Annotated in this window: 25 protein-coding genes and 6 tRNA genes; 9 read left to right on the top strand and 22 right to left on the bottom strand. The window is 56.4% G+C overall.

Translation table 11 applies throughout. From position 1 onward, the window contains the following. Positions 1 to 49 precede the first annotated feature (49 nt). Entirely contained in the window at positions 50 to 304 is a 255-nt protein-coding gene (locus tag PG722_RS03325) for a DUF4177 domain-containing protein (protein ID WP_181967608.1), read from the top strand. Positions 305 to 338: 34 nt separating this feature from the next. On the opposite strand, the gene PG722_RS03320 is transcribed toward PG722_RS03325, so the two are convergent. Further along, positions 339 to 1,982 (bottom strand): sensor histidine kinase, encoded by a 1,644-nt coding sequence (locus PG722_RS03320; RefSeq protein ID WP_270579643.1) that lies wholly within the window; start codon positions 1,980 to 1,982, stop codon positions 339 to 341. Then, on the bottom strand, positions 1,966 to 2,664 hold the full coding sequence (locus tag PG722_RS03315; protein ID WP_270579642.1) for a response regulator transcription factor: 699 nt from the start codon (positions 2,662 to 2,664) through the stop codon (positions 1,966 to 1,968). Before PG722_RS03315 ends, PG722_RS03320 begins: the two co-directional genes overlap by 17 nt. 155 nt (positions 2,665 to 2,819) lie before the next feature. Between PG722_RS03315 and PG722_RS03310 the strand changes: the two genes are divergently transcribed. The 6 genes from PG722_RS03310 (at position 2,820) to PG722_RS03285 (ending at position 3,456) form a co-directional block, all read left to right on the top strand. Beyond that, positions 2,820 to 2,893: transfer RNA gene (locus tag PG722_RS03310), tRNA-Gly, on the top strand. 32 nt (positions 2,894 to 2,925) lie between these two features. Then, positions 2,926 to 3,002, top strand: a tRNA-Arg gene (locus PG722_RS03305). A 26-nt stretch (positions 3,003 to 3,028) separates the two neighbouring features. Then, a tRNA-His gene (locus tag PG722_RS03300) sits at positions 3,029 to 3,105 on the top strand. A 71-nt stretch (positions 3,106 to 3,176) separates the two neighbouring features. Beyond that, positions 3,177 to 3,251 (top strand) — tRNA-Gln (locus PG722_RS03295). 49 nt (positions 3,252 to 3,300) lie between these two features. Further along, positions 3,301 to 3,376, top strand: a tRNA-Lys gene (locus tag PG722_RS03290). Positions 3,377 to 3,380: 4 nt separating this feature from the next. Then, a tRNA-Val gene (locus tag PG722_RS03285) sits at positions 3,381 to 3,456 on the top strand. A gap of 499 nt (positions 3,457 to 3,955) precedes the next feature. On the opposite strand, the gene PG722_RS03280 is transcribed toward PG722_RS03285, so the two are convergent. Beyond that, positions 3,956 to 4,159, bottom strand: a complete 204-nt coding sequence (locus PG722_RS03280) for a hypothetical protein (protein WP_161273694.1) — start codon at positions 4,157 to 4,159, stop codon at positions 3,956 to 3,958. Between the two features lie 87 nt (positions 4,160 to 4,246). Here PG722_RS03280 and PG722_RS03275 point away from each other — a divergent pair, with 87 nt between their 5' ends. Further along, positions 4,247 to 4,480 (top strand): helix-turn-helix domain-containing protein, encoded by a 234-nt coding sequence (locus tag PG722_RS03275; protein WP_227109326.1) that lies wholly within the window; start codon positions 4,247 to 4,249, stop codon positions 4,478 to 4,480. A 111-nt stretch (positions 4,481 to 4,591) separates the two neighbouring features. On the opposite strand, the gene PG722_RS03270 is transcribed toward PG722_RS03275, so the two are convergent. The 4 genes from PG722_RS03270 to PG722_RS03255 form a co-directional block, all read right to left on the bottom strand. Then, positions 4,592 to 5,494, bottom strand: coding sequence for an S-layer homology domain-containing protein (locus tag PG722_RS03270; RefSeq protein ID WP_270579640.1), 903 nt, complete (start codon positions 5,492 to 5,494; stop codon positions 4,592 to 4,594). A 59-nt stretch (positions 5,495 to 5,553) separates the two neighbouring features. Then, positions 5,554 to 5,970 carry a hypothetical protein gene (locus tag PG722_RS03265; protein WP_270579639.1) on the bottom strand — a complete coding sequence of 139 codons (417 nt, stop codon included), beginning with the start codon at positions 5,968 to 5,970 and terminating at the stop codon, positions 5,554 to 5,556. A gap of 81 nt (positions 5,971 to 6,051) precedes the next feature. Then, on the bottom strand, positions 6,052 to 6,318 hold the full coding sequence (locus tag PG722_RS03260) for a metal-sensing transcriptional repressor (protein WP_118478176.1): 267 nt from the start codon (positions 6,316 to 6,318) through the stop codon (positions 6,052 to 6,054). Next, on the bottom strand, positions 6,315 to 8,858 hold the full coding sequence (locus tag PG722_RS03255; protein ID WP_270579638.1) for a heavy metal translocating P-type ATPase: 2,544 nt from the start codon (positions 8,856 to 8,858) through the stop codon (positions 6,315 to 6,317). Before PG722_RS03255 ends, PG722_RS03260 begins: the two co-directional genes overlap by 4 nt. Positions 8,859 to 9,124: 266 nt before the next feature. Here PG722_RS03255 and PG722_RS03250 point away from each other — a divergent pair, with 266 nt between their 5' ends. Further along, positions 9,125 to 9,625, top strand: coding sequence for a DUF2798 domain-containing protein (locus PG722_RS03250; RefSeq protein ID WP_119189164.1), 501 nt, complete (start codon positions 9,125 to 9,127; stop codon positions 9,623 to 9,625). A 622-nt stretch (positions 9,626 to 10,247) separates the two neighbouring features. Here PG722_RS03250 and panD read toward each other — a convergent pair. The 15 genes from panD to PG722_RS03175 all read right to left on the bottom strand — a co-directional run bounded on the left by panD (position 10,248) and on the right by PG722_RS03175 (position 22,449). Then, entirely contained in the window at positions 10,248 to 10,643 is a 396-nt protein-coding gene (gene panD, locus PG722_RS03245) for an aspartate 1-decarboxylase (RefSeq protein ID WP_270579637.1), read from the bottom strand. A 3-nt stretch (positions 10,644 to 10,646) separates the two neighbouring features. Further along, positions 10,647 to 11,495 (bottom strand): pantoate--beta-alanine ligase, encoded by an 849-nt coding sequence (gene panC, locus PG722_RS03240; protein WP_270579636.1) that lies wholly within the window; start codon positions 11,493 to 11,495, stop codon positions 10,647 to 10,649. A gap of 20 nt (positions 11,496 to 11,515) precedes the next feature. Beyond that, entirely contained in the window at positions 11,516 to 12,361 is an 846-nt protein-coding gene (gene panB / locus PG722_RS03235) for a 3-methyl-2-oxobutanoate hydroxymethyltransferase (protein ID WP_118284685.1), read from the bottom strand. Then, positions 12,358 to 13,224 carry a Rossmann-like and DUF2520 domain-containing protein gene (locus tag PG722_RS03230; RefSeq protein WP_442867820.1) on the bottom strand — a complete coding sequence of 289 codons (867 nt, stop codon included), beginning with the start codon at positions 13,222 to 13,224 and terminating at the stop codon, positions 12,358 to 12,360. The genes panB and PG722_RS03230 overlap by 4 nt, the downstream gene beginning before the upstream one ends. A gap of 273 nt (positions 13,225 to 13,497) precedes the next feature. Beyond that, complete coding sequence (locus PG722_RS03225; RefSeq protein WP_270579635.1) at positions 13,498 to 15,180, bottom strand: GspE/PulE family protein; 1,683 nt, start codon at positions 15,178 to 15,180, stop codon at positions 13,498 to 13,500. Next, on the bottom strand, positions 15,177 to 15,881 hold the full coding sequence (locus PG722_RS03220) for a hypothetical protein (protein WP_270579634.1): 705 nt from the start codon (positions 15,879 to 15,881) through the stop codon (positions 15,177 to 15,179). Before PG722_RS03220 ends, PG722_RS03225 begins: the two co-directional genes overlap by 4 nt. Next, positions 15,878 to 17,314, bottom strand: a complete 1,437-nt coding sequence (gene pilM / locus PG722_RS03215) for a type IV pilus biogenesis protein PilM (RefSeq protein ID WP_270579633.1) — start codon at positions 17,312 to 17,314, stop codon at positions 15,878 to 15,880. The genes PG722_RS03220 and pilM overlap by 4 nt, the downstream gene beginning before the upstream one ends. A 41-nt stretch (positions 17,315 to 17,355) precedes the next feature. Further along, positions 17,356 to 17,814 (bottom strand): type II secretion system F family protein, encoded by a 459-nt coding sequence (locus tag PG722_RS03210; RefSeq protein ID WP_270579632.1) that lies wholly within the window; start codon positions 17,812 to 17,814, stop codon positions 17,356 to 17,358. 9 nt (positions 17,815 to 17,823) lie between these two features. Next, a complete protein-coding gene (locus PG722_RS03205) occupies positions 17,824 to 18,612 on the bottom strand; it encodes a type II secretion system F family protein (protein ID WP_270579631.1) in 789 nt (262 codons plus the stop codon). Positions 18,613 to 18,633: 21 nt separating this feature from the next. Continuing rightward, on the bottom strand, positions 18,634 to 19,401 hold the full coding sequence (locus PG722_RS03200) for a prepilin peptidase (RefSeq protein WP_270579630.1): 768 nt from the start codon (positions 19,399 to 19,401) through the stop codon (positions 18,634 to 18,636). Between the two features lie 147 nt (positions 19,402 to 19,548). Next, the gene (locus PG722_RS03195; protein WP_270417777.1) at positions 19,549 to 20,007 is read right to left on the bottom strand and encodes a hypothetical protein; all 459 of its coding nucleotides are present in this window, start codon (positions 20,005 to 20,007) and stop codon (positions 19,549 to 19,551) included. Further along, the gene (locus tag PG722_RS03190; RefSeq protein ID WP_270579628.1) at positions 20,007 to 20,453 is read right to left on the bottom strand and encodes a prepilin-type N-terminal cleavage/methylation domain-containing protein; all 447 of its coding nucleotides are present in this window, start codon (positions 20,451 to 20,453) and stop codon (positions 20,007 to 20,009) included. Before PG722_RS03190 ends, PG722_RS03195 begins: the two co-directional genes overlap by 1 nt. An 86-nt stretch (positions 20,454 to 20,539) precedes the next feature. Next, complete coding sequence (locus PG722_RS03185) at positions 20,540 to 21,235, bottom strand: type IV pilus modification PilV family protein (protein WP_270477277.1); 696 nt, start codon at positions 21,233 to 21,235, stop codon at positions 20,540 to 20,542. Between the two features lie 4 nt (positions 21,236 to 21,239). Next, on the bottom strand, positions 21,240 to 21,602 hold the full coding sequence (locus tag PG722_RS03180; RefSeq protein WP_270579626.1) for a type IV pilus modification PilV family protein: 363 nt from the start codon (positions 21,600 to 21,602) through the stop codon (positions 21,240 to 21,242). Next, positions 21,595 to 22,449, bottom strand: a complete 855-nt coding sequence (locus tag PG722_RS03175; RefSeq protein ID WP_270579624.1) for a hypothetical protein — start codon at positions 22,447 to 22,449, stop codon at positions 21,595 to 21,597. The genes PG722_RS03180 and PG722_RS03175 overlap by 8 nt, the downstream gene beginning before the upstream one ends. Positions 22,450 to 22,465: the final 16 nt, after the last annotated feature.

The raw sequence follows: 22,465 nt of genomic DNA, 5'->3' as shown, positions 1-22,465 counted from the left end.
ATTCCTGTCGAATACGGTATAATCGTGTAAATTACTGGAGGTGTTATTTATGGATTTCAGCGATTCCTCGACTTTCTCCACCGCATCCGGCAAGGACTATCATTACGTTGTTCTGCAGGTTACTTTGAAGGAAAAATTTCTCGGCACCGGTTCCGGCAACCTGACCGAACTGGAAGAAGCGATTAACCATCAAGCGCAAAAGGGTTATCGCCTGCACACGATTACTACATCGAACGGCGGCAGCAAGGGACTGATGGGCGGCGACCGCATTCAGGCAACCATGGTATTCGAAAAGGTTATTTAACAAAGCAAAAACCGCTCTTTCGAGCGGTTTTTTGTTATTTATCGGCAAATCGAAACCAGAACTTCGGTCCGATTTCGGTATTCTCCGCTCCGCAGGTGAAGCCGTGCAGATCGAACACGGTTTTCGCGATGGACAGTCCCAGTCCGTCGCCTTTTGCGCTGCGCGACGGATCGGCCTGATAATACGCCTCCCACAGCCGCGGCAGCGCGTCCGCCGGAATGGCGTCGCCGGTGTTCATCACCGAGAGCACGCCGTCCGCGAGGTGCACCGTGATGCAGCCGTCTTCCGGTGTATGCTGTACGGCGTTCTCAAGCAGAGCGTCCAGTGCCCGCGCAAGCAGTGCCCTGTCTGCATTGACCTCAAATTTGCCCTGTGCTGCAAATTCGGTGCGGATGGTGGAATCGGTCGGCAGAGTCGCCTGCAGGCGCTCCTGCGCCAATTCTGCCAGAGAGAACGCGGTTCGCCGCAGAGCCTTTGCGCCGGTCTCCAGTCTCGACAGTTCGAGCATCTGCCGCACACTGCCGTCCATCCGCTGCGCCTGCTGCTGAATGACACCCAGATAGTGTGCCTGCTTTTCCGGTGCAAGGTTATCGCCGAGCAGCTCGGCGGTGGCGCTGAGCACGGAGAGCGGCGTTTTCAGCTCGTGTGCGAGCGCGGCGGTCGTTTCGCGGCGTACCCGCTCTATGCGCTCCTGTTTGCGCCAGACGCGCAGTAAGGCGCAGGAGAGGATAATGGCACACAGTATCGCCAGAATCAAGCTGAGCACGCCTGCAGGCACCAAAATCGGCAGGCACGCTTTCAGCGGGCAGCCTTCCGCGGCAAACGACATCATGACATAGCCGCCATCGACATAGTCGCAGTATTTCATTGTCCGCTGATACTGGCGCACCAGCCACGGACGCACGACCGGTGCAGCACTGCCTGCTTCGCTCGGGTTCTCCACCCAGGCACGCATTTCTTTTCGTTTCGGAGAAGTCATATCGGCTGCTTCCTGCTTTGCAGTCGGTCTTTCGTTCGTTCCCGGAGTGCCTGGATAGGATATGCGGCTGATTGTCAGCGTTTTGAGCGGCAGATTGCTCATCTTGTCCGCGTCATACGCGCACTCGACCGTATTCACTTCGTCGGTCAGCTTTAATTTGCCATTTACTTCTTCATACGGACGCACGGTTACCGACTTCAAGTAGGCTTCATCGCTATCTACCCATGCCTCAAAACGTATATCATGTGGCAGCGCCTCCAAATCGGCTACGCCGCTGCCGACGTAGATTGCTTCGAGAACATTCTGCGGCTGATCACTCATATCTACTAAGTATTGGGTATCCGCATCATCTGTCAGGGTCAGCCACCAGCGGTCGCTCTGCAGTATATTGCCGCTCTGATCGGTAATGGCTGTCTCTATCATCAGTGCATCAGACGCATTTCTCTGATAGGATTGTTCCTTCAGCATCCTGCGCAGTTCCGCCGGATCATTTTCTTCATGCTCCTTGGAATCCAGCATATACCTTGCATAATCGCCGGTATACCAATCCGCAGAATCCTTAATATCCGCCGCCATCAGCTCCGCGCGCTGCTGTCCCAGCAGGAGTGAGAACGCGCCCATCGACAGCAGCCAGAACGCGAGGAAGCCCGCGCCCACGCGAACAAAGAAATTTCCGAAATTCTTAGGCTTGTTTTTCATCTCCGTCCACCTCCAGCTTATAGCCGCGCTTCACCACGGTTTTGATGCAGTCCGCGTGCGGACCGAGTGCGCGGCGCAGCTTTTTGATGTGCCCGTCGATCACGCGGTCCGTGCCATCAAAATCCCAGCCCCACGCAAGATTAAGCAGCTCGTCCCGGGTCAGCACGCGGTTTTTACGCTCCATCAGCGCCCGCAGCAAAGCAAATTCCTTGGGCGGCAGGTCGATGCGCCTGCCGTCCGCTGTGACAATCCCCCGTTCCGGGTCGAGTGACAGGGTACCTGCTGTCAATGTATTCCCGGCATTGAGGCCCCGCGCCCGCCGCAGAAGCGCCAGCGCCTTGGCGTACAGCACCGCCAGCGAGAACGGCTTGACCACATAATCGTCCGCACCGAGGCCGTAGCCGTGCAGCTTGTCCTGCTCGTCCTCGCGCGCCGTGACGAACAGAATGGGCGCGTCTCCCTGCTCGCGTGCCGCACGGCACAGCGCAAAGCCGTCCGTGCCCGGCAGCATGATATCGAGCAGCAGCAGGTCGAACCGCCGGGTTTCGATCAGGTGCAGCGCCGTGTCGCCGTCCGGCGCAGCCACGACCGTAAAATCGCCGCCGCTCTTTGCGGTGAAGTAGTCGGTCAGCACCTCACGCATGGCCTGCTCATCCTCGGCCAGTAAGATCGTTGCTTTCATGCTCTCTCCCTCCTTTGATTACAGTATAGCATGACCATCTGCCCTTTTGATGTTCTTTGCAAATTTGGCCGAAAAAAGTTTTTCAAAAAAATTTGAAAAAAGATGTTGACATTATAGGGTTTTATTGATATACTAAATGAGCGTCAGAAAGACCCGCGGGTGTAGTTCAATGGTAGAATGTCAGCCTTCCAAGCTGAACACGTGGGTTCGATTCCCATCACCCGCTCCATTTTCTTCGAATGGGTTTGTCGGAATTGATATGCGCCAGTAGCTCAGCCGGATAGAGCAACTGCCTTCTAAGCAGTAGGCCGGGGGTTCGAATCCCTCCTGGCGTGCCATTTCCGTCGGCTGCAAACTTTATATGGTGGGTATAGCTCAGTTGGTTAGAGCATCGGATTGTGGTTCCGAGGGTCGAGGGTTCGAGTCCCTTTACCCACCCCATATAACCCTGTGACGCGCTGCGAACGCAGCGCGTTATCTTTAGGGTAACGCTGTTTCGAGCAAACGAATACGGGGGCGTCGCCAAGCGGTAAGGCATCGGCCTTTGACGCCGACATTCGCTGGTTCGAATCCAGCCGTCCCTGCCATTACGGCATACGACTTAATTTCATACTCAGCGCAAAACTTTTTTGACCTGACCCAGTAGCTCAGTCGGCAGAGCACCTGCCTTTTAAGCAGGGTGTCCGGGGTTCGAATCCCCGCTGGGTCACCAAAATGGAAGTTTAGCTCAGCTGGGAGAGCATCTGCCTTACAAGCAGAGGGTCACAGGTTCGAGCCCTGTAACTTCCACCATCAAGCACTTACGAAAGTAAGTGCTTTTTCTTTTTCTTTAGAAGCACCGATTATCTGGTGCACACGTTGCGTTAGCAATACGCCCTTTCCGGGCGGGAGGTTTTTCGCTTGAAATCAAGCGAGGAGTTGCGCTCTGCGGAGCGCGGGGATTCGCCGCGCCCCGCGGCGGGGCAAGAGGGTAGACACCAAGGTTTCTACCCTCTTAACTCCCACTTCCTTTCGGGATGGTCTGGCGCAGATTGCCGACATGTGACCGCTGCGAAATAGGGGAACGGCAGAGGATTTTTTCTACCGTAGAGGAGCACAGTGTGCTCCCATGTCGAAACCTATACGCAGTGCCGGATACCGTTCTGCTACACATGCGGGTTACTCTCCGCAGGCGTGACACAAGGTGAATTACCCGAAGGGCAAGAGAGAGTCCCCTGAGGGATAACAGTGTTGCGCGACTCATTTGCGCGTTGTTGCGCACGGCACCTGCGGATTTCGCTCTGCTTACATTTCACCTATCTGATTTTCTATGCAGCCGTTCCAACAACTCCTGTTCAGCGTCGTTTTCCGGTTCAGAATTACCATTTTCCTGCATGGCCATGCGTGCTCGACGGTACAAATTCAACGAAATCAATTCTTCCATCTGCTTCTGCACCGATTTCTCAAAATTCTGCACATCTTCCAGTAATTCAAAATATAATGTTTCGTAGTCCATTTTGCACCCCACGTTATATGTATATAACAACATTAGCACGCAAATACTCCATAATCAAGAAAAAGTTATATCTATGGAGTATTAACTATGAAACGCACCACACCTCTCACCCGCCATATTGGCGGCAAGGTTCGAGAATATCGGTTAAAAAACGGCTGGACGCAGACAGAATTAGCCGCACGCATGCAGGTTGTCGGCTGCGACCTTAGCCGCGAAATTATTGCCCGCATTGAAAGCGGCTTTCGGCAGACCTCAGTCTTTGAAATCGACAAATTCGTAGAAGTTTTCGGTATCACCTACAACGACCTATTCGCACAATAGAACAAGAAAAATGCAGAGGCAGGAAAAGCAATTTTTTCCTGCCTCTGCTGTGCCCGGTAAAACGATACTTGCTATATCATCTGTGGTTCGCGGTTTACCGAAACGAATAATTTACTTTTCAAGCTCGGTCCAGTCACGAGCGTCGCGGATGGTGGTCCACTTTTCGTACTTATCGTCCTTGCTCTTATCCGAGTATGCGTGGCTGTTGGTAGCCTCCTGCACAGCGAGATAGTACCATGCGGAAGCATCGGAATTATCCGGCCACTTGATCATGCTGTCGAGCAGATCGCTGCTGTTCTCGGGCAGACGGTTGAGTACGCGGTTGACAAGCGTCATCGCCTCTGCGCGAGTGATATACTGATTCGGACGGAACGTACCATCCGGATAGCCGTTGATCCAACCCTTGTTTGCGGCGATACCGATCTCATTCTTTGCCCAGTGGAATGCGATATCCGTGAACTTCGAGGACGTATCCGTGTTCTTATCGTCGAAGCGAGCGGCGATTGCGGCAAATTCCGCACGGGTGATCGGCGCATTCGGCGCGAACGTGCCATCGTTATGACCCTTCACAATGCCCATCGAGGACAGCGTGGAGACGGCGTGGTTGAACCACTGACCGCGTGTCACATCGGACAGGCTGTTGGACTGGGTGGAATTTGCGGTGCGGACTTCCTCGGTCAGCAGACGGAAGAAGATGGTTGCCACTTCTGCGCGGGTGATATTTCCATTCGGCTCGACGTTGCCGTTCGGGTAACCGACAATGTACGCAAAGTGATCGTCACCGTTCAGACCGGTCGGTACATCATCCGGAATGTCAACGGTCGGCTTGCTGCTGCCGCCGCCACCACCGGACGATCTGCGGGTCCATACGCTGATCAGCTTGATGTCCTTGTCGATTTTCTCAATCGCAGTTACGATTTCATTGATGTCCTCCCTGCGCCAGCCGCTGAACGTGTAGCGGCTCTGAGAGGTGGTCTGTACCGGTGCGACGGTGTAGCTGCCGCCCTTCTTCACCTTGGCTGCCGCCGGAACTGCGCCTGCATCAGACGGAATGTCGCCGGTTACTTCGTAGGTTACGCTGCAGAACTGACCGTGTGCAGCCTTGAGCGCCAGTGCATCGGAAACAGCCTCTTCGCTAACCGTGTATTCATAGCGTAGTAGGCATCGCCTTTACCATCGCCGTTCCAGCGCTTGTAGGCATTGTCCGTCAGCTTTTCCTTGCCGTCGTGATACCAGCCTACGATCGGGTCGTTGCAGTTGTCCAGTACCCAGTCCTTGCCGACAGGTGCAAAAGTGATGCAGCCATCGCAAGTGTAAGTTTTATACTTATAGGTACCGTTGTAAATATCATCGCCAGCAATCAGTGCATGGTTGTTATACAGCTGTGCACCAGCAGAAACAGTAATTTCACCGTAATTGCGGATACCGCCGCCATACTGAGTTTTGCTGCCGTTGTTCTTGATAACCGTGTCGGCACCGATTTCGATCATACCGCAGTTTCTGATTGCGGAAACTGCACAAATCTTCAATTTTCAAACAAAAAGGACGTGCCTTTGGGCACGTCCTTCCGTTTACGCTTTATCCAGCAGCTTGATGATTTCTGCAATCTTCTGCTCGCGTTCGTTCTGATCTCCGGTCTCAAACGCATCCTGCACACAGCCGGAAAGATGTCCGCGAAGAACCTCTCTCTGCGCCTTATGCACCAGCGATTCCACCGCCTGCAGCTGCATCATAATATCCATGCAGTAGCGGTTGTCCTCGATCATTTTGAGCACGCCGTCGATCTGCCCGCGCGCGGTTTTGAGCAGCGGCTCGACCTTTTTACGATCTGCCATCATTTGATGTCAACCACCTCATAGCCCGCCTCGGTGACGGCTGCGGTCAGAACGGCATCCTCCGGCAGCGTTTTGCCCGAAACAACTGCCTTGCCTGCATCCAGATCGACCGCAACATCACAGCCGGCTGCTGCACCCTCGAGTGCCTTTTTGACATGTGCCACGCAGTGCTGACACATCATGCCATCAACCTTGATTGTCTTTTCCATAACATTTTCCTCCTTTTTATGTGCCGTAAGCGGCTTTTCGCCGCTTATGGGCAAAACAGCAGGCGTCCCCGCCGTTTTTCTCGGTGTTGCGCTGAAAAAGCGCAGGCGCAGCGCGTTGGATACCACGCAGACGGACGAAAGGCTCATTGCCGCCGCGCCGATCATCGGACTGAGCTTGATGCCGAACGGCACCCACAGCAGACCCGCCGCAATCGGAATGCCGATGCAGTTGTAGAAGAACGCCCAGAACAGGTTCTGGCGAATGTTGCGCATGGTCCGGCGCGACAGCCGGATGGCATCCACCGCGTCCATCAGGTCGCTCTTCATCAGCACAACGTCCGCAGACGAGATAGCCACGTCCGTGCCCGCACCAATCGCAATGCCGACATCGGCACGCGCAAGCGCCGGTGCATCGTTGATGCCGTCACCGATCATGGCAACCTTGCGATTCTTGCCCTGCTTTTCGCGCACGATGCGCTCCTTGTCCTGCGGGAGCACCTCAGCGATCACATCGGTCACGCCAAGCTCGGACGCGATAGACTGGGCGGTTTTCTTATTGTCGCCGGTGAGCAGCGTTACGTCGATGTGCATGCTGCGCAGCGCTTCGACTGCCGCCTTGCTGGTCGGCTTGAGCACATCAGCGACCGCAAAAATACCGACAATCTGACGGTTTGCCGCAAAGAACAGCGGCGTTTTGCCTGCTGCGGCAAACTCATCGCCCAGCTTCTGCATTGAGCCGGACAGCGCGAGACCGTTGGCGAGCAGCATGCGGCGGTTGCCCGCAAAGCACGGCACGCCGTCCACGGATGCGCGAATGCCCTGCCCCTCGAGCATCTCAAAGTCGGTAACCGAACGCTCCTGCGCGTTCTTCTCGCGTGCATAGCGCACAATGGCGTCCGCCAGCGGATGGTCGCTGCGGCTCTCGAGTGACAGCGCCAGTGAGAGCAGGTCAGCCGACTCCACACCGAAGGATTTTACGTCGGTTACGACCGGACGTCCTTCGGTTACGGTGCCGGTCTTATCCATAATAACTGCGTTTACGTTGTGCAGATTCTCGAGCGCCTCCGCCGACTGGAACAGCACGCCGTTTTTCGCACCGACACCTGTGCCGACCATGATAGCGACCGGCGTAGCCAGTCCCAGTGCGCACGGGCACGAGATAACCAACACCGAAATCGCGCGTGTGAGCGCAAAGCTCGGCGTTTCGCCGGCCAGCAGCCAGATAATGGCCGTCACGAGTGCGATGCCCATAACGACCGGCACGAACACGCCCGCAACCTTATCGGCCAGCTTGGCGATAGGCGCCTTGGAGGCGCCTGCCTCCTCTACCAGACGGATGATCTGGCTCAAGGTCGTATCGTCGCCGACACGCAATGCCTTCATAACAACATAGCCGCTCTTGGACACGGTTGCGCCGATTACGGTATCGCCGACATGCTTTTCGACCGGCATGCTCTCACCGGTGATGGCGCTTTCGTCCAGATAGGCGCTGCCCTCGGTAATCTTGCCGTCAACCGGCACGGACTGACCGCCGCGCACGATAACGAGGTCGCCAACCTGTACCTGCTCAATCGGCAGCTGCATGGTCTGACCGCCACGAATGACCTCGGCGGTCTGCGGACGCAGGTCCATCAAAGCCGCGATGGCTTCGCCGGTCTTGCGCTTGGCACGCGCCTCAAAGAACTTGCCGAGCGTTACCAGCGTCAGAATCATGCCTGCGGACTCAAAATACAGGTCGTGCATAAAGCTGTGGGCTGCCTCAGGCGTGGGCGCGAGCGCGATTTGAATCAGCGCGTAAATGCCGTACACGAGCGCCGCACCCGAGCCGACGGCGATGAGTGCGTCCATAGTCGGGGCACGATGCAGCAGCGTTTTGAAGCCGTTGATATAATATTTGCGGTTGATAATGACAATCGGCAGCGTGAGGATCAGCTCCGTGAGCGCCAGATTGAACATGCCGTCCATGCCTGCCGCATAGGACGGCAGCGGCAGCCCGACCATCTCACCCATCGAGAAGTACATCAAAACGACCATGAACACCGCCGAAACGATAATGCGGGTCTTCATTTCCTTCAGCGCCTCGTCCGCCTGCGGGCTTTGCGCCGGAGCCGAGGTCTGCCTGCCATCGTCCACCGCAGCCGTGTAGCCGCCGGACTCGACCGCCTTTATAATCGTCTGTGCGTCGCACGCGTTTTCGTCGTACTCGACCGCCATGCTGCCGGCGAGCAGATTTACCTGCACGCCGCTGACACCCGGCACCGCCGAAACGCTTTTCTCCACATGGGCGGAGCAGGCCGCGCAGCTCATGCCGCCCACCCGAAACCGTTGTTTCATATCGCATCTCCTATCTGTACCCCTCCCCTACGGGAGGGGGTTCTATTTACAGACAAAGTATACACCCAGGGAACAGTATTGTCAAGAACGAAGTTAGCCTTGACGAACACCCACAAAATATGGTATGATATCTATAATTAATGGTAGTTGAAGTAGTCCATAGGACGAAGTAGACGAAAGTTTACTTCGTCCTATTTTTTTGCGTTCAGCTGCATTTCTATTCGTTATCAAAAAATATTTCACATACACAAAAAGGAGAAAACAAAATGCCAAAAAACAAATTTCAGGACGTTATTTACACCATTATTATGGCTTCTGTCATGGTATACGGCATGGTAGCGTACAACATCGTGCTGAACACCGGTTCCATGCAGAACTGGGTATTCCTCGCGGTATTCCACGAGTGGCCGATCATGACTGTTATCGCAATTCTGCTCGAGCTGGTGTTTGTCGGCAAACTGGCGATGAAGGTTGCATTCCGCCTTGTCAATCCGCGCGAAGCCAGCCAGACCAGCATTATGCTCGCTATCTCGGCTGCATCCGTATGGCTGATGTGCCCGTGCATGAGCTTCTTTGCCACCCTGCTGTTCAAGGACAGCCATAACGCACAGTTCTTTGCAATCTGGGTGCAGACCACCGTTATGAACTTCCCGATGGCGCTGCTGTGGCAGTTCTTTGCAGCCGGTCCGCTGGTGCGCCGCATTTTCGGTCTGCTGTTCCGAGAGAACGCAGACAAGTCCTCTGCAACGGAGATGGAGTCGGTTTAATCTTCAATCGAAAATTTTGATTTGCCGGTTTACTCGGCACCGGTTTTGCGGGACACACGAGTTGCGTTAGCAATACGCCCTTTCCGGGCGAGAAGGTTTTCGCTTAATCCAAGCAGGGAATTGCGCTCTGCGGAGCGCGGGGACGTGCGCTGACGCCGCGCGGGCACATAAGAGGGATGGACACCTAAGGTTTGCCCGTAGGCCACTAAACCTTTTTCCCGCGCCGTGCGCGGATTTAATGAGCGCGTACCCCTCTTATGAATCTCCCCGTTTCCTCTTAGCACGGCGAAATTTGCAGAACTGAGACTATAAAGGAACGGCAGAGGATTCTTTCTACCGTAGGGGCGGCCATTGGCCGCCCATTTCTTTACCTCTACGCAATGCCAGATTCCGTACTGCTACACATATCGGCTACTCTCCGCAGGCGCGACACAAGGTGAATTGCCCGAAGGGCAAGAGAAGGTCCCCTGGGGGATACCCGTGTCGCGCAACTCGTTTGTCTGGATATTACGGACGGCACCTACGGATTTCACCTATCCATCAACTCCTACCTCCTACCTTGCAGAACCGCTCACCTTGACACCAACAAAAAAGGAGAACCCACCCGGGTTCTCCTTTTTCATTACGCCATATCCTTGAGCAGACCATGCTTCTCATAGGTAGTGGTGCGGACGATCTTATTTTCCTCATCCACAAACACGACCTGCGGAGCATAGCCGTTCTTGACCTCCTCCGGCGTCAGCTGCGCGTACGCCATCAGAATGACCTTATCACCGACGCTGACACAACGTGCTGCGGCGCCGTTCAGGCAGATCATGCCGCTGCTGCGCTCACCGGCGATCGTATAGGTCTCAAAGCGGTTGCCGTTCTCAATATCCACGATGGCAACCTTCTCATATTCATAAATACCGGCCGCATCCAGCAGATCGGCATCAACGGTAATCGAGCCGACGTAGTTCAGCTCGGCCTGCTTGACCGTTGCACGGTGGATTTTACCCTTGAGCATCTGTACTGTCATGCCTTATCCCTCCACCGAAAAGTTGTCGATCAGGCGTGTTTTGCCGATATAAACCGCCATAGCGACCAGTTCGCCGCCGTTGATCTCACGCACCGGCAGCATGGTCAGGCCGTCCACTGCGGAAACGTAATCAATACGCGCGAGCGGCTCCTGCTCGATAAGCGCACGCATGGCATTGACGATTGCATCCGCGTTCTTCTCGCCGTTCTGTACCAGATCCTGACCGAGCTTTACAGCGCGCGACAGCACGAGCGCCGCCTTGCGCTCCTCTGCGCTCAGATAGGTATTGCGCGAGGACTTCGCCAGACCGTCCGCCTCACGGATGATCGGGCAGCCGACAATCTCAATGCTCATAGACAGGTCGAGCACCATGCGGCGGATGATCGCCAGCTGCTGTGCGTCCTTCTGACCGAAGAATGCCTTATCCGGCGTTACGATGTTAAACAGCTTGGAAACGACCGTGCACACGCCGCGAAAATGAATCGGACGGGTCTTGCCGCACAGCTGGCGCGGCATTTCGGACTGCACCTCAACAAAGGTGGCAAAGCCGTCCGGGTACATCTCGGACACCTCAGGATGGAACACCATGTCACAGCCGCACTCGGTCAGCAGTGCACAGTCGTGCTCGAAATCACGCGGATAGGTCTCCAGATCCTCACCCGGACCGAACTGGGTCGGATTGAGGAACACGGACGCTACCGTGCGGTCGCACTGCTGCACAGACGTTTTGACCAGACTGGCGTGTCCTTCATGCAGATAGCCCATGGTCGGCACCAGACCGACGGTCAGACCCTGCTGTTTCCACTCGCGCACCTGTGCGCGTACTTCTGCGATGGTTGTTGCGATTTTCATTGTATATGCTCCTGTTTCTCTCAAAATTCAGCGTCGAGTTTGGCGAGATATTCATCGCTGCAGTCGGACTTGACAAAGCTCTGCTTTTCGGTCGGGAACGTGCCGTTCTGCACCTCGTTCATGTAAGCGCGGAACGCGTCCACCATGCGCTCACCGATATTGTCGAACTGCTTGGCGAACTTGGGCGTAAAGTCCATATTCATGCCGAGCATATCCTGATAAACCAATACCTGTCCGTCACAGCCTGCGCCCGCGCCGATGCCGATAGTCGGGATGGTCAGCTTTTTCGAGATGAGCGCCGCCAGCTTGGGCGGTACGCACTCGAGCACGACCGAAAATGCACCGGCCTCCTGTACGGTGAAGGCATCCTCGAGCAGCCGCTTTGCCGCATCCTCGCCCTTGCCCTGTACCTTAAAGCCGCCGAACACGTTGACGCTCTGCGGCGTCATGCCGATATGTGCCTGCACCGGAATGCCAGAATCCGTAATGGCGCGAATCTGCTCGGCAACGGCTGCGCCGCCCTCCAGCTTGACCGCATGACCGCGAGCCTCCTTCATCAGTCGGCCTGCGTTGCGCACGGCTTCGGAAACCGACGCCTGATAGCTCATAAACGGCATATCCATGATGACCATGGTGTTCTCACACGCGCGCACGACGCAGGCGCTGTGGTGGATCATGTCCTCCATCGTAACCGGCAGGGTCGTGTCATAGCCCATCATGGTCATGCCGAGCGAATCGCCCACCAGAATGGCGTTGATGCCCGCTTTTTCCACCAGCTTGGCGGTCGTGTAATCGTAGCTGGTAATCTCGGTGAGGCGTTCGCCGTTTTGCTTCATCGAGAGAAATGTGCTCACTGTGTTCTTCATTCGTTCTGCTCCTTTTCCCTATTCAGCAGGGCGGCAAGCGTGCCGTAATCCTGCTCAGGATGTTTTTCCTGTGCCATTTTGACCTGTTCGAGTCCCAGCAGCGCGTAAAGCTGCCGGTCGTCTCGTTCCGTCAGGCACGACAGATGCTTTTGCACGGTCTGCGTGTCACCGCGCTCAATGGGTCCGGTCAGCGCTGAGACGGCACCGTGCTCGATCACATGCGCCAGATTGCTCCGCATGAGCGGCGCAAGCGCGTGCAGTGCGTCCGTTTCGGAGAATCCGCAGCCGCCCAGCAATTCGGCGCTGCGCTGCACAAGTGCGCAGACAAAGTTGCTTGCCAGTGCACAGCTGAGGTGGTACTGCGCCTTGCTCTCCGGCGAAATGGTCTGCACCTGCAGCCCCAGTCCGCGCAGCAGCGGTACAAAGACCTCGACCGCCTGCGTGTCTCCCTCGACGCAAAAAAAAGCACCTGCCAGCTCCCGCCAGCAGTTATACTTGCTGCTGATCGGAAATAGCAGATGAATGGATATTGCATAGGCTCCCTGCGCGTGAATACCCGGAAAGGCTTCCTCGGCTGTGCAGGCGCCGCTGCAATGACATATATACTTGTCCTGAATTTCAAATTCTGCGACCTGCCGATACACCTCGGTGATCGCATTATCCGGAACGGTGATGAAAATCGCGTCACTATCTTCGATGAGTTTGCCCAGGTCGGTATAGTGTCCGGAATTTGTAAATTCTGCGGCTTCTCTTGCGCTGTCGGAATTGCGGCTGTAATAGCCGGATATCCGCACGCCTTTCTCGGCAAGCAGTCTGCCGAAGGAAAAGCCGACTTTTCCTGCTCCAACAATGCCAATGTTCATGCTGTCACCCGCTTTCTGTGGTGTGACGCAACGTAAAATCACTGTCGGAAAAATTTGAAAAACATGTTGTGACAAGGTATAGCTTCCGCTCTGCGGAATGCCATCCATCAATGGGTATTATACCCGCTTGAGATAAGAATGTAAAGGAAAAGTTTTCGGCTCCGGGGAGTCAATCAATAGTGAACGCAAGTTCATTTATACGAATTTCGTTCTGTAATTCTGCTCATAATCGTTAAAACCGCTCTGTATCAAAAGATACAGAGCGGTTTCCGGTTATGCGTAATACGCGATCCTGAGCAGCTCCTCCGGTGTAGTAACACCCTGTTTTACCAGTTCCAGACCCTTTTCCTTCAGGCTGCGCATGCCCTGCTGTTCCCGCGCGTAGGCCTCGATCTCCTCGGTTTCGGCGCCGCGGCTGATCATGCGGCGGATATTGCGGTCGATCGTGACGATCTCATGCACAGCAATACGGCCGCGGTAGCCGGTGCCGTTGCAGTGTGTACAGCCTGTGCCGCGCTTGATGGTCGTGATATCCTTGCCGAGCAGCGCCTGCTCCTGCGGCGTAACTGCGACCTCTCTGCCGCAGTGCGGACACACCTTGCGCATCAGTCGCTGCGCGACCAGACCGACCAGCGAGTTTGCGATCAGATAATGGTCGATGCCCATATCGGCCAGACGGACGATACTCGAGACCGCATCGTTGGTATGCAGCGTACTCAGCACCAGGTGACCGGTGATGGCGGCACGAACCGAAATACCGGCGGTTTCGCCGTCACGGGTCTCACCGACCATGATGATATCCGGATCCTGACGCAGCAGCGCGCGCAGACCGGACTCAAACGTCAGTCCGGCAACCGGATTGACCTGCGTCTGGTTGATGCTCGGCACGTTCTTCTCCACCGGATCCTCAACCGTGGAGATATTCACCTGCCGGTGCGACAGATACTCGAGCACCATGTACAGCGTAGTGGACTTACCCGAGCCGGTAGGACCGGTGATATAAATAATGCCGTTCGGTGAGTTGAGCATAGGCAGGAACCTTGCATAGCTTTCGTCATCCATGCCGAAGTGGCTGGCGTGATCGACCTGACCCGCCGTTGCCAGAATTCGCAGCACGGCCTTTTCTCCGAACACGGTCGGCAGCAGCGATACACGGATGTTGACGTACTCGCTCTGTCTCACACGGATACGGAAATGACCGTCCTGCGGCAGACGGCGCTCGGCAATATCGAGGTTCGCCATGATCTTGATTCGCGCGATCAGCGGCTGATGCACACTGCGCTGCAGCGTTACATAATCGACGATCGTGCCGTCGATACGCATGCGCACGCGCGTGCTGCCCTCAAACGGCTCGATATGCACGTCGCTCGCGCCGGTGCTGATTGCACGGTCGAGCAGGCTGTTGAGCAGCTTGACGATCGGCGCTTCCGGATCGCCGCTTTCGCTTTCTTCGACCTGCAGCATCTCCACATTACGCTCTGCAAAGTCCTCGTTGGCGGTCTGTGCCGCCTGCTGCGCGCCGACCTCGGCGTAATAGTAGCGAATCGCGCTCTGCAGCGGACCCATTTCACTCAGGCGGATGACCACCTGACAGCCGGTCAGCTGGCGCACTTCCTCAAAGGCAAAGTAGTTAAGCGGATCGTTCGTCACGACCTCGAGGTTCTTGTCCGCAAAGCCGACCGCAAGCAGGTTCTGCTTTTCCGCCAGCTCACGCGGAATCATGCGGACAGCGGTCAGATCGACCTGCATCTGTCCGATGCTCACGATCTCCAGTCCCAGACGGGCAGCCAGTGCCTCGAGCACCTGCGTCTCGGTGACAAAGCCCAGCTCGATCAGGATCTGACCGACTCGCTTTTCACGGTGCTCCTTCTGGTAGGCGAGCGCCTGCTCCATCTGCTCCTGCGTGATGTAATTGCGCTCCATCAGCACTTCGCCGATACGCAAATTGGTTTTCATGCGTCCGCCTCCTTGTCGCTGACACACATATAGATCTCCAGCGTGCCGGTGATCAGATTGGTGCTGACCGCCTGCGTGTTGTTCTCCACATAATCATAGTCTGCAATACTGAAATTGGTCACGCGCAGACCCTTGTACCTGTGCTCTACCTCATCGAGGAAGTTCAGCCACTGGGTTACGGCGCCCTGCGCCGAGATAGTCGCAGTGCCGATGTAAACGCAGTTGACCGGCTGCAACGGCGCTGCCGATGTATCATCGGTCGAATCGGCGGATTCTGTATCGGATGAGGTGTCCGCACTGCCGTCCGTCTGCGCAGCTTCCTGCTCGGCGAGATACGCGCTGACCGCACCCGGAGCGGCCTCCGTCAGCGTCAGCGACTGCGGAAACAGTCCGTTCTCGAGCGCGATACCCGTGATGATATCGTCCATCTGACGGGTTTCCAGATCGCCCTTGTAGTATTTTTCGCTTGCCGTGTTCAGCGCGGCTTCATTCTGCGCGATAATATCGTCAATCGTCGCGAGTGCGGCAATCTGCGTCTGATATTCCTGCTGCTTTTGTTCGGCGGCGTCATACTCGTTCTGCAGCGTTTCGTGATTTTCCATCGCAGGACGGATGAGATACATGCCGAAAATGACGATTATCGCCAGACAGGCCACCAACCGGAGCAGCTTTTTATCACGTTCGGTTACAACGATGTTCATTCGGCTGCCTCCTCTCCCAGCAGGATACAGTTCAGGCTGAGAACGTACACGCCGTCCTCATAGGTATAGCCGGTGTAGTCCACCTTGCGGAACAGATCGGTTTTCTGCAGCTTGAGCACATAGCTCGGAATGTCGATAACGCTGCCGCTCTGTGCATCAAACTGCAGCGCGCCGGTGGCCGCATCGTAGCCGGTCAGCACCATGCTGACCTGAGCGCCGCCTGCCGCGCCGATTTTGCTCATCAGGGTGCTGTCCACCTGCGGATAGGTGGCAAGCGCGTCCGTCAGATTGCGCACCTGCTGCAGTCCCTGCACCAGACTGTCATTGCGCTGCTGCTTTTCGGCAGATTCGTTGTACTGCTCGATCACAGTCGGATCGTTCAGCCAGTCGTTGATGTCGTCGGTTCTGTGGCTCAGGCTGCTGTTCATCCGCAGGAACACACACCAGACCGCGGCGCACACCACCAGACACACCGCAATCGGTGTGTAGAAGCTGTGCAGCAGGCCGGTCTGCTTTTTGCTGCCGCGGGACAAACGCCGATAGCTGCGGAGCAGATCCAGCTCCTTGTTTGCACGAAGCACGCGAATCAAAGCCTCGGCACAGCCGAGCCAGTCGTTCAGCCGCTCGCCGTTCGGCAGGGCGCGGAACGCACGGCATTCGGGCAGACGGCTCACTTCCAGACCCAGACCGCGGATACCCGCCAGACACACCTCGAAATCATCATCCGAGCAGCCGGCGTAATACACATCGGTCAGCGTGCCGCCCGAGCGGCTTGCCGTGTGAAACTGCATCGTACCGGAAACATCCCGCGTCATCTCAGTGCCAAAATCCACCGTGCCCGGCTCACTGAAAATACGGCTGCGGCTGGAATAACGGTACTCGCCGTTCTCGACCAGCAGCGAAAGCACGCTGCTGCCCTCAAAGCACAGCCAAATACAGGTCTTGCCCTGCATGGACTGCATGGCATGCAGGAGCTTGAGCCGTCCTGCCATGGTAACGGTAACGTTCTCCAGGTGCAGACCGAGCCGATCGGTCATTGCAAGGTATTCCTCCATCGTTTCCTTGCGGCAGGCAGCGCAGAACAGCTGCTGACGGCCTTCGGCATCTGTGCCGAGCGGCACATAGTCCGCCGCCGCAAGCTGATCCTCCCGCGGACGCATTTCGTGCCGCACAAGCTCCTCCAGCTTGTTTTCCGGCATGCTCGGTGCGGTGATAGTCTTGGTGGCAACCGCCTCATCCGGCAGGACGAGCGTAATGCCGCGGGTCGGCAGCCTGTGCTGCTGCCAGAGTGCGCCTATCGCCTTCTCCCAGTTTTCCATGCCGCCGCCGTGTGCGGGGGCACTGTAAAGCACCTGCACGGAAGGCTGCGCGCCGGACTTGCCGACCGCGACAAGCACCTGCTCCTCCTGCAGCGCCAAAACGGTTGTGTTCATTCTCATTTCTCCCCTTTTGTGAGGTTTACACGTTTCCGAGGTTATACGTTCCCCGAACTCTCTATCGCGCTGTACGAGCCGATGATCGGCGACATGACCGCGATAATGATAAAGCCGACCACAAACGCCATCAGCACGATCAGCATCGGCTCCAGAATGGTCATCATGCGCTTGCTCGCCTGCTGTGCATCGTACTCCATCGAATCCGCAATGGAATCCAGCATGGAGTCCAGACGGCCGGTCTCCTCGCCAACTGCGATGCTGCTGCACAGCTTGCGCTGAAAGCCATCCACCGTCTCGAGGGCGGCGGACAGGCTGACGCCCGAACGCACCTGCACAAGCACGTCATTAAACTGCGAAACGATGTAGGCGTTGCCGATGGTATCACGGGCGGTCTGCAGCGCAGTGACGATCGGCAGACCGCTCGAGTACAGGCTGCTGATGGTTCGCGCGAACCGCGCCGTGCAGATAACCTGATTGAGCGGACCGAAAACCGGCATTTTGAGCTTTCACCGGTCCATTTCCAGCCGGACGGCCGGAATGCGCAGCAGCGAGCGGATAACTATGACCACTGCCGCGACACCCAGTATCATCAGATACCATTTGGTAACCATAAAACCGGAAAACGCCATCAGCGCCAGCGTAACACCCGGCAGCGAATCCATTGTGGAGAACAGATCGCTGAACTGCGGCAGCACGAAGGTTACGATAACGATAACGACTGCGACCGCCAGAATCGCAAGGATCATCGGATACATGAGCGCCGACTTGACCTGCTGATTCATCTGATGTGCCTTCTCGTAGTGGAGGGCGAGCCGCTCCGCGACCTGATCTATCTTGCCGCTGCCCTCGCCTGCGCGGATCATGCCGAGCATGAGCGTCGGGAACACCTGCTGCGCCTCGAGTGCGGCGGACAGGCTGGAGCCCTTCCGCACCTCACCCAGCACATTCTCGTAAATGCGGCGCAGACCCGCGCTGATGCCCTCATCCTGCGAGATGATCGTCAGCGCGCGCACCAGACTGACACCCGAAGCCAGCAGCGTGGACAGCTGACGGCACAGGTCGCTCAGCTCCTGCGGACGCAGTGTGCGCGGCTTGCGGCCCGCACCGCGGCGGGTCGCACTCTGCAGATACAGCCCCTGCGCGAGTAATTGGGTATACAACGTGTCATAGTCCGCAGCCTCCATTGCGCCGCGGACTATCTTTCCGTCTATGTCCTTTGCCGTGTAGCGGAACAGCGTGTGACTGCTGTTCGGTTTGACCGTGACGGTCAGCCTGCGGTTGTTGGATGCAGCCATGCTGACCCTCCTCTCCATTCATTACAATAATCCCATATACCAGTCCGCGATCGTTTCTCCGAAAAACATGGCGATCGCAATGCCGATGCACAAAAACGGACCGAATGCGAACTGGCTTTTCCGGTTTGCCTTCTTTTGGGCGAGCAGCAGCGCGCCGAAGCCGCCGCCGAGCAGAATGCCGATGAACGCGGCAACGACCGTCAGCTTTGCGCCGAGAAAAAAGCCCGCGCCGAACATCAGCTTGATATCACCGCCGCCGAAACCGCCGGGCACGATGAGCGCCAGAAGCAGCATCGGCACACTGACGATCACGCAGCCGATCAGCCGCGATTTTATCCCCAGGCTGGGGGTAAGTATGTGCGCAGCGATGCCGCAGACAAACAGCAGCGCCGGAAACCGGTCGTAGATTTCAAGCGTGTCTATGTCCATGAGCGCCACGACCGTCAGAATACCGAGCACGACGAACGCCAGCGCCGCCTGTGCGCTCTCGCCGCCGAAGGCATATGCACAGGCACAGGAGCACAAGCCGCCGAGCACCTCGATCCAGAAATCCCTTGCGGGGATTTTTGCACCGCAGCCGCGGCATTTGCCGCCCTGCAGGAGAAAGCTCAGGCACGGGAGCAGCTCCGCCGCCGACAGCGTGCGCCCGCACGCCGGACAGTGACTGCGTCCCTTCACCACGCTTTCTCTGCGCGGCAGGCGCCATACCACCACTCCGAGAAAGCTGAATACGCACGCGCCCAATGCAAACCGTAACAGCCATAATACAGCATAGGCAATGTAAAGCATTGGTTTCCTCCTCGTTTGGGTTGGTTTGGAATGATTTTTTACAAATAGAATCTACCATGCAGAAAACCGCATGGCAGGTCACAGCCACTTAACTGTTAAGGGGCTGTGACCCGCCATACCGTCCGACGGCGAACGCGCACCGTGCGTTCACTGTGCTGCGGCGGCATGAATCAGGTCAACACCGACGGACACGTTCCAAGTGACCGGATCGGCGGTGTAGGTTACGGTGAAATCCCCTTCGGTGTAGATCATCTGCTGTACGGTATAGCCGTTTTCGTCGGTCTGCAGCACCCAGAAATCACCGGGCACCTTGCAGGCTGTCAGCACCTCGTTGTAAACCGCCTCCGAGACCCCGCCCTCATGGGCGGAGTCCGTGAAGGGACGGTTTTCGCCGTAGGCCTCGATCGAGGCGGCGTATAGCGCCATACGCACCGTTTTTGCATTGCCGAGCGCCACATGCGCGTCTGCCCGATAGAGCAGACCGAGCACGCTGCCCGCCGCCGCGATCACAGCCAGAAGGATCACACACACCACCGTCAGCCACCAGCTTACCGCGCCGTATTTGATCGGCGCAGTCGGTCCGTGGCGTTCGGTGCGGTTAATCATTAGTCAGCAACAGTATAGTTGCCGTCAGCGTAGGTGCAAGGCTTAGTATGGGTCTTGCTCGTCCAAGTCAACGTTGCAATTTTACCATCAGTTACGGTAATATTCGACAACGTACCCTTATCGGTAAGTTCTGCCAGTTCCAGAGTCTTACTCAGATCTTTGTCTACCTTAGCCTTATAGTTGTCAAAGGTCAGGGTCTTGTCAACAGTAGCCTTAACGCCCGTGCCATATGCTTCATCATACAGTGTCTGAGCCGCCATTACTGCCTGACGGCACTCAGCAACAACCTGCTTCTGACGAGCCTTGTCGATATAACCAGTCAGAGCCGGAATCAGCAGTGCTGCCAGAATCGCCAGAATAACCAGAACCACGATCAGCTCTACCAGCGTAAAGCCGCCCTTCTTGCTGCGGCGCTTCTGCTGCAGCGCGATCATTTTTTCCATCATGATCTTATTCCTCCAATTTCATTTTTGTTTTTCTATTTCTGTAAACCGCGGCGGTGCTCCGCAGAGTTACACATATTGTATTGCCGTTATGCCGGCTTTTTCGTTGCCGTCACCCCGGTTTTCACCGAAATATCGTACCGCAGGTCAATGATGAGCGAATCCGAATAGATTTTATCGGTCAAATCCTTATCGCGGTAAATTGTCACGGTGGCGGTAACGGTGTGCTTTGCTTCGTCGATTTTGAAATGCAGTCCGGCGCGCAGCCCCATATAAAAGCCCTCTGCGTAGGTTTTCGTCATGGCTCGGGCAATGGGATTGCCGTCCGCATCCTGACTGTAGCCATCTTTATAATAACGCTCGACAAGATAACCCTTTTCCACCCGAGGCTGCTCACCGGAGTCCTTATCGGCAATCACGATTTTGGTTGGTCCGCAGCCGTCTGCCGTCAGCAGTTCCGCCGCGTTATATCCCTGTTCGGTCTCATAGCCAAACTCGATCGCCGAGCCTTCGGACGAGCCGGTTTTATTCGTTACGTCCGTGCCGTTATCGTAGCATTTGATGTAATCCGTGGCGGTCTCCACCTTGCTGCGCACGGTTTCGAGCAGGTCGTCCGCGATCAGCTCAGCGCTGTTCAGCTCCTGCGTGCGGCGCGATACCTCGGCCGCCGGCCGCAGCGACGCGCTGAATACGCCGATGACCAGACACAGCAGTCCGGCGCCGACCACAAGCTCCACCAGTGTCATGCCTTCCCGGCCGCGCAGGATTGAGCGAATGCGTTTCATGCCGTCACTCTCCCTTCGCAAACCGGTAGAAGGGCACGGTTTTGCCGTCCTCGGTTTTGGCGTTTACGGTCTGCTTTTTTACCTGTACGCGGAAGGCGTCAATATCGGTATCTTCGCCGTCCGACGTCGTTACTTTAAAATCGTATGCGGCAGCTTCGCCGTCCGCGACTTCTGCACTCCCGCGCACGCTTTCCTGCAGTTGGGTCGCGTCCCTGCGGAGCTGCTCCGACTTGCGCTGCGCATTTGCGGCAAAGCCGACTGCGCCGTTCAGCGCTCCCAGGAGCAGCATGAACACCACCGTGGAAACCAGAATTTCCACCATGGATTCGCCCCGGCGGTCGCGCAGCACGCGAATCAGTCTATTCATCGGCTGCACCTCCGGTTGTCCGGGCTGCCGGCTTGTGGATGGGTTCGTATCGGCTGTACGTTGGATTGTTGATATCATAGGTGTAGCTGATCTCCACATGCTCCGTGCGGGCATCCTTGCCCTCGCCAATGACCTTGGGTTCTACCGGCTCCTCGCCGTTGGCACTTCGGCAAAAGCGGCCGTTTACCCAGTAGACCGGGAACTGTCCGCTGACGCCGTCTTCCCCTTCCCATGTGTAGATTGGCTGAAAACTGTCCTTTCGGCGGTATTCTGTGGTGTACATGTAGCTGTCCGCTCCCTTTTCCGCCTTGACGCCCACCCAAACCTGATGTCTGTTAAAGGTTGTCTGCTCTGCTTTTTCGGTGCCTTCGTTCCGAGCATCGTATTCAAAGGTATCGCCTGTGATCGGGTCCTGCGCATCGGTAACATCACGGAGCAGAATCGTAATCCTGCCGTAGTTATCCTCGGTCGAACCCGCATTATAGCAGGCAGTGGTTTCATCTGAACGGTCCGGATCGTAAATACCCAATCCCGTATCTTCCGCTAAAATGTTGTTCACTTCACGGTAGAAACAGCCTTCCGGCGCAAAATTGGTATCTAATTCGGGCTTTATTGTTTTGTATTCCTGCAGTTCGCTGTCCAGCACCTGTGCAAAGGACTGCGCCAGCTGATAACAGCGTTCCCTGCCGATCTTGCGGTTGGCCCGCGAGAGCAGCATGGATGAGGAATACACGATACTGAGCGAAAGCCCGATCAGGACGGCGACAGCACAAAGTGCTACGATCAGCGAAACACCGCTTCGCTTGCTGCGCCGCAGGGTGTCCCATCCCTGACGTATCCGCTTCATGTCTGCCGCCTCCCTT

It is taken from the genome of Butyricicoccus sp. OF27-2pH9A (assembly GCF_027693185.1).
GTDB lineage: Bacteria > Bacillota > Clostridia > Oscillospirales > Butyricicoccaceae > Agathobaculum > Agathobaculum butyriciproducens.
Note: the sequence above shows the minus strand (reverse complement) of the source record. Positions and strands in the feature narration are given on the sequence as shown.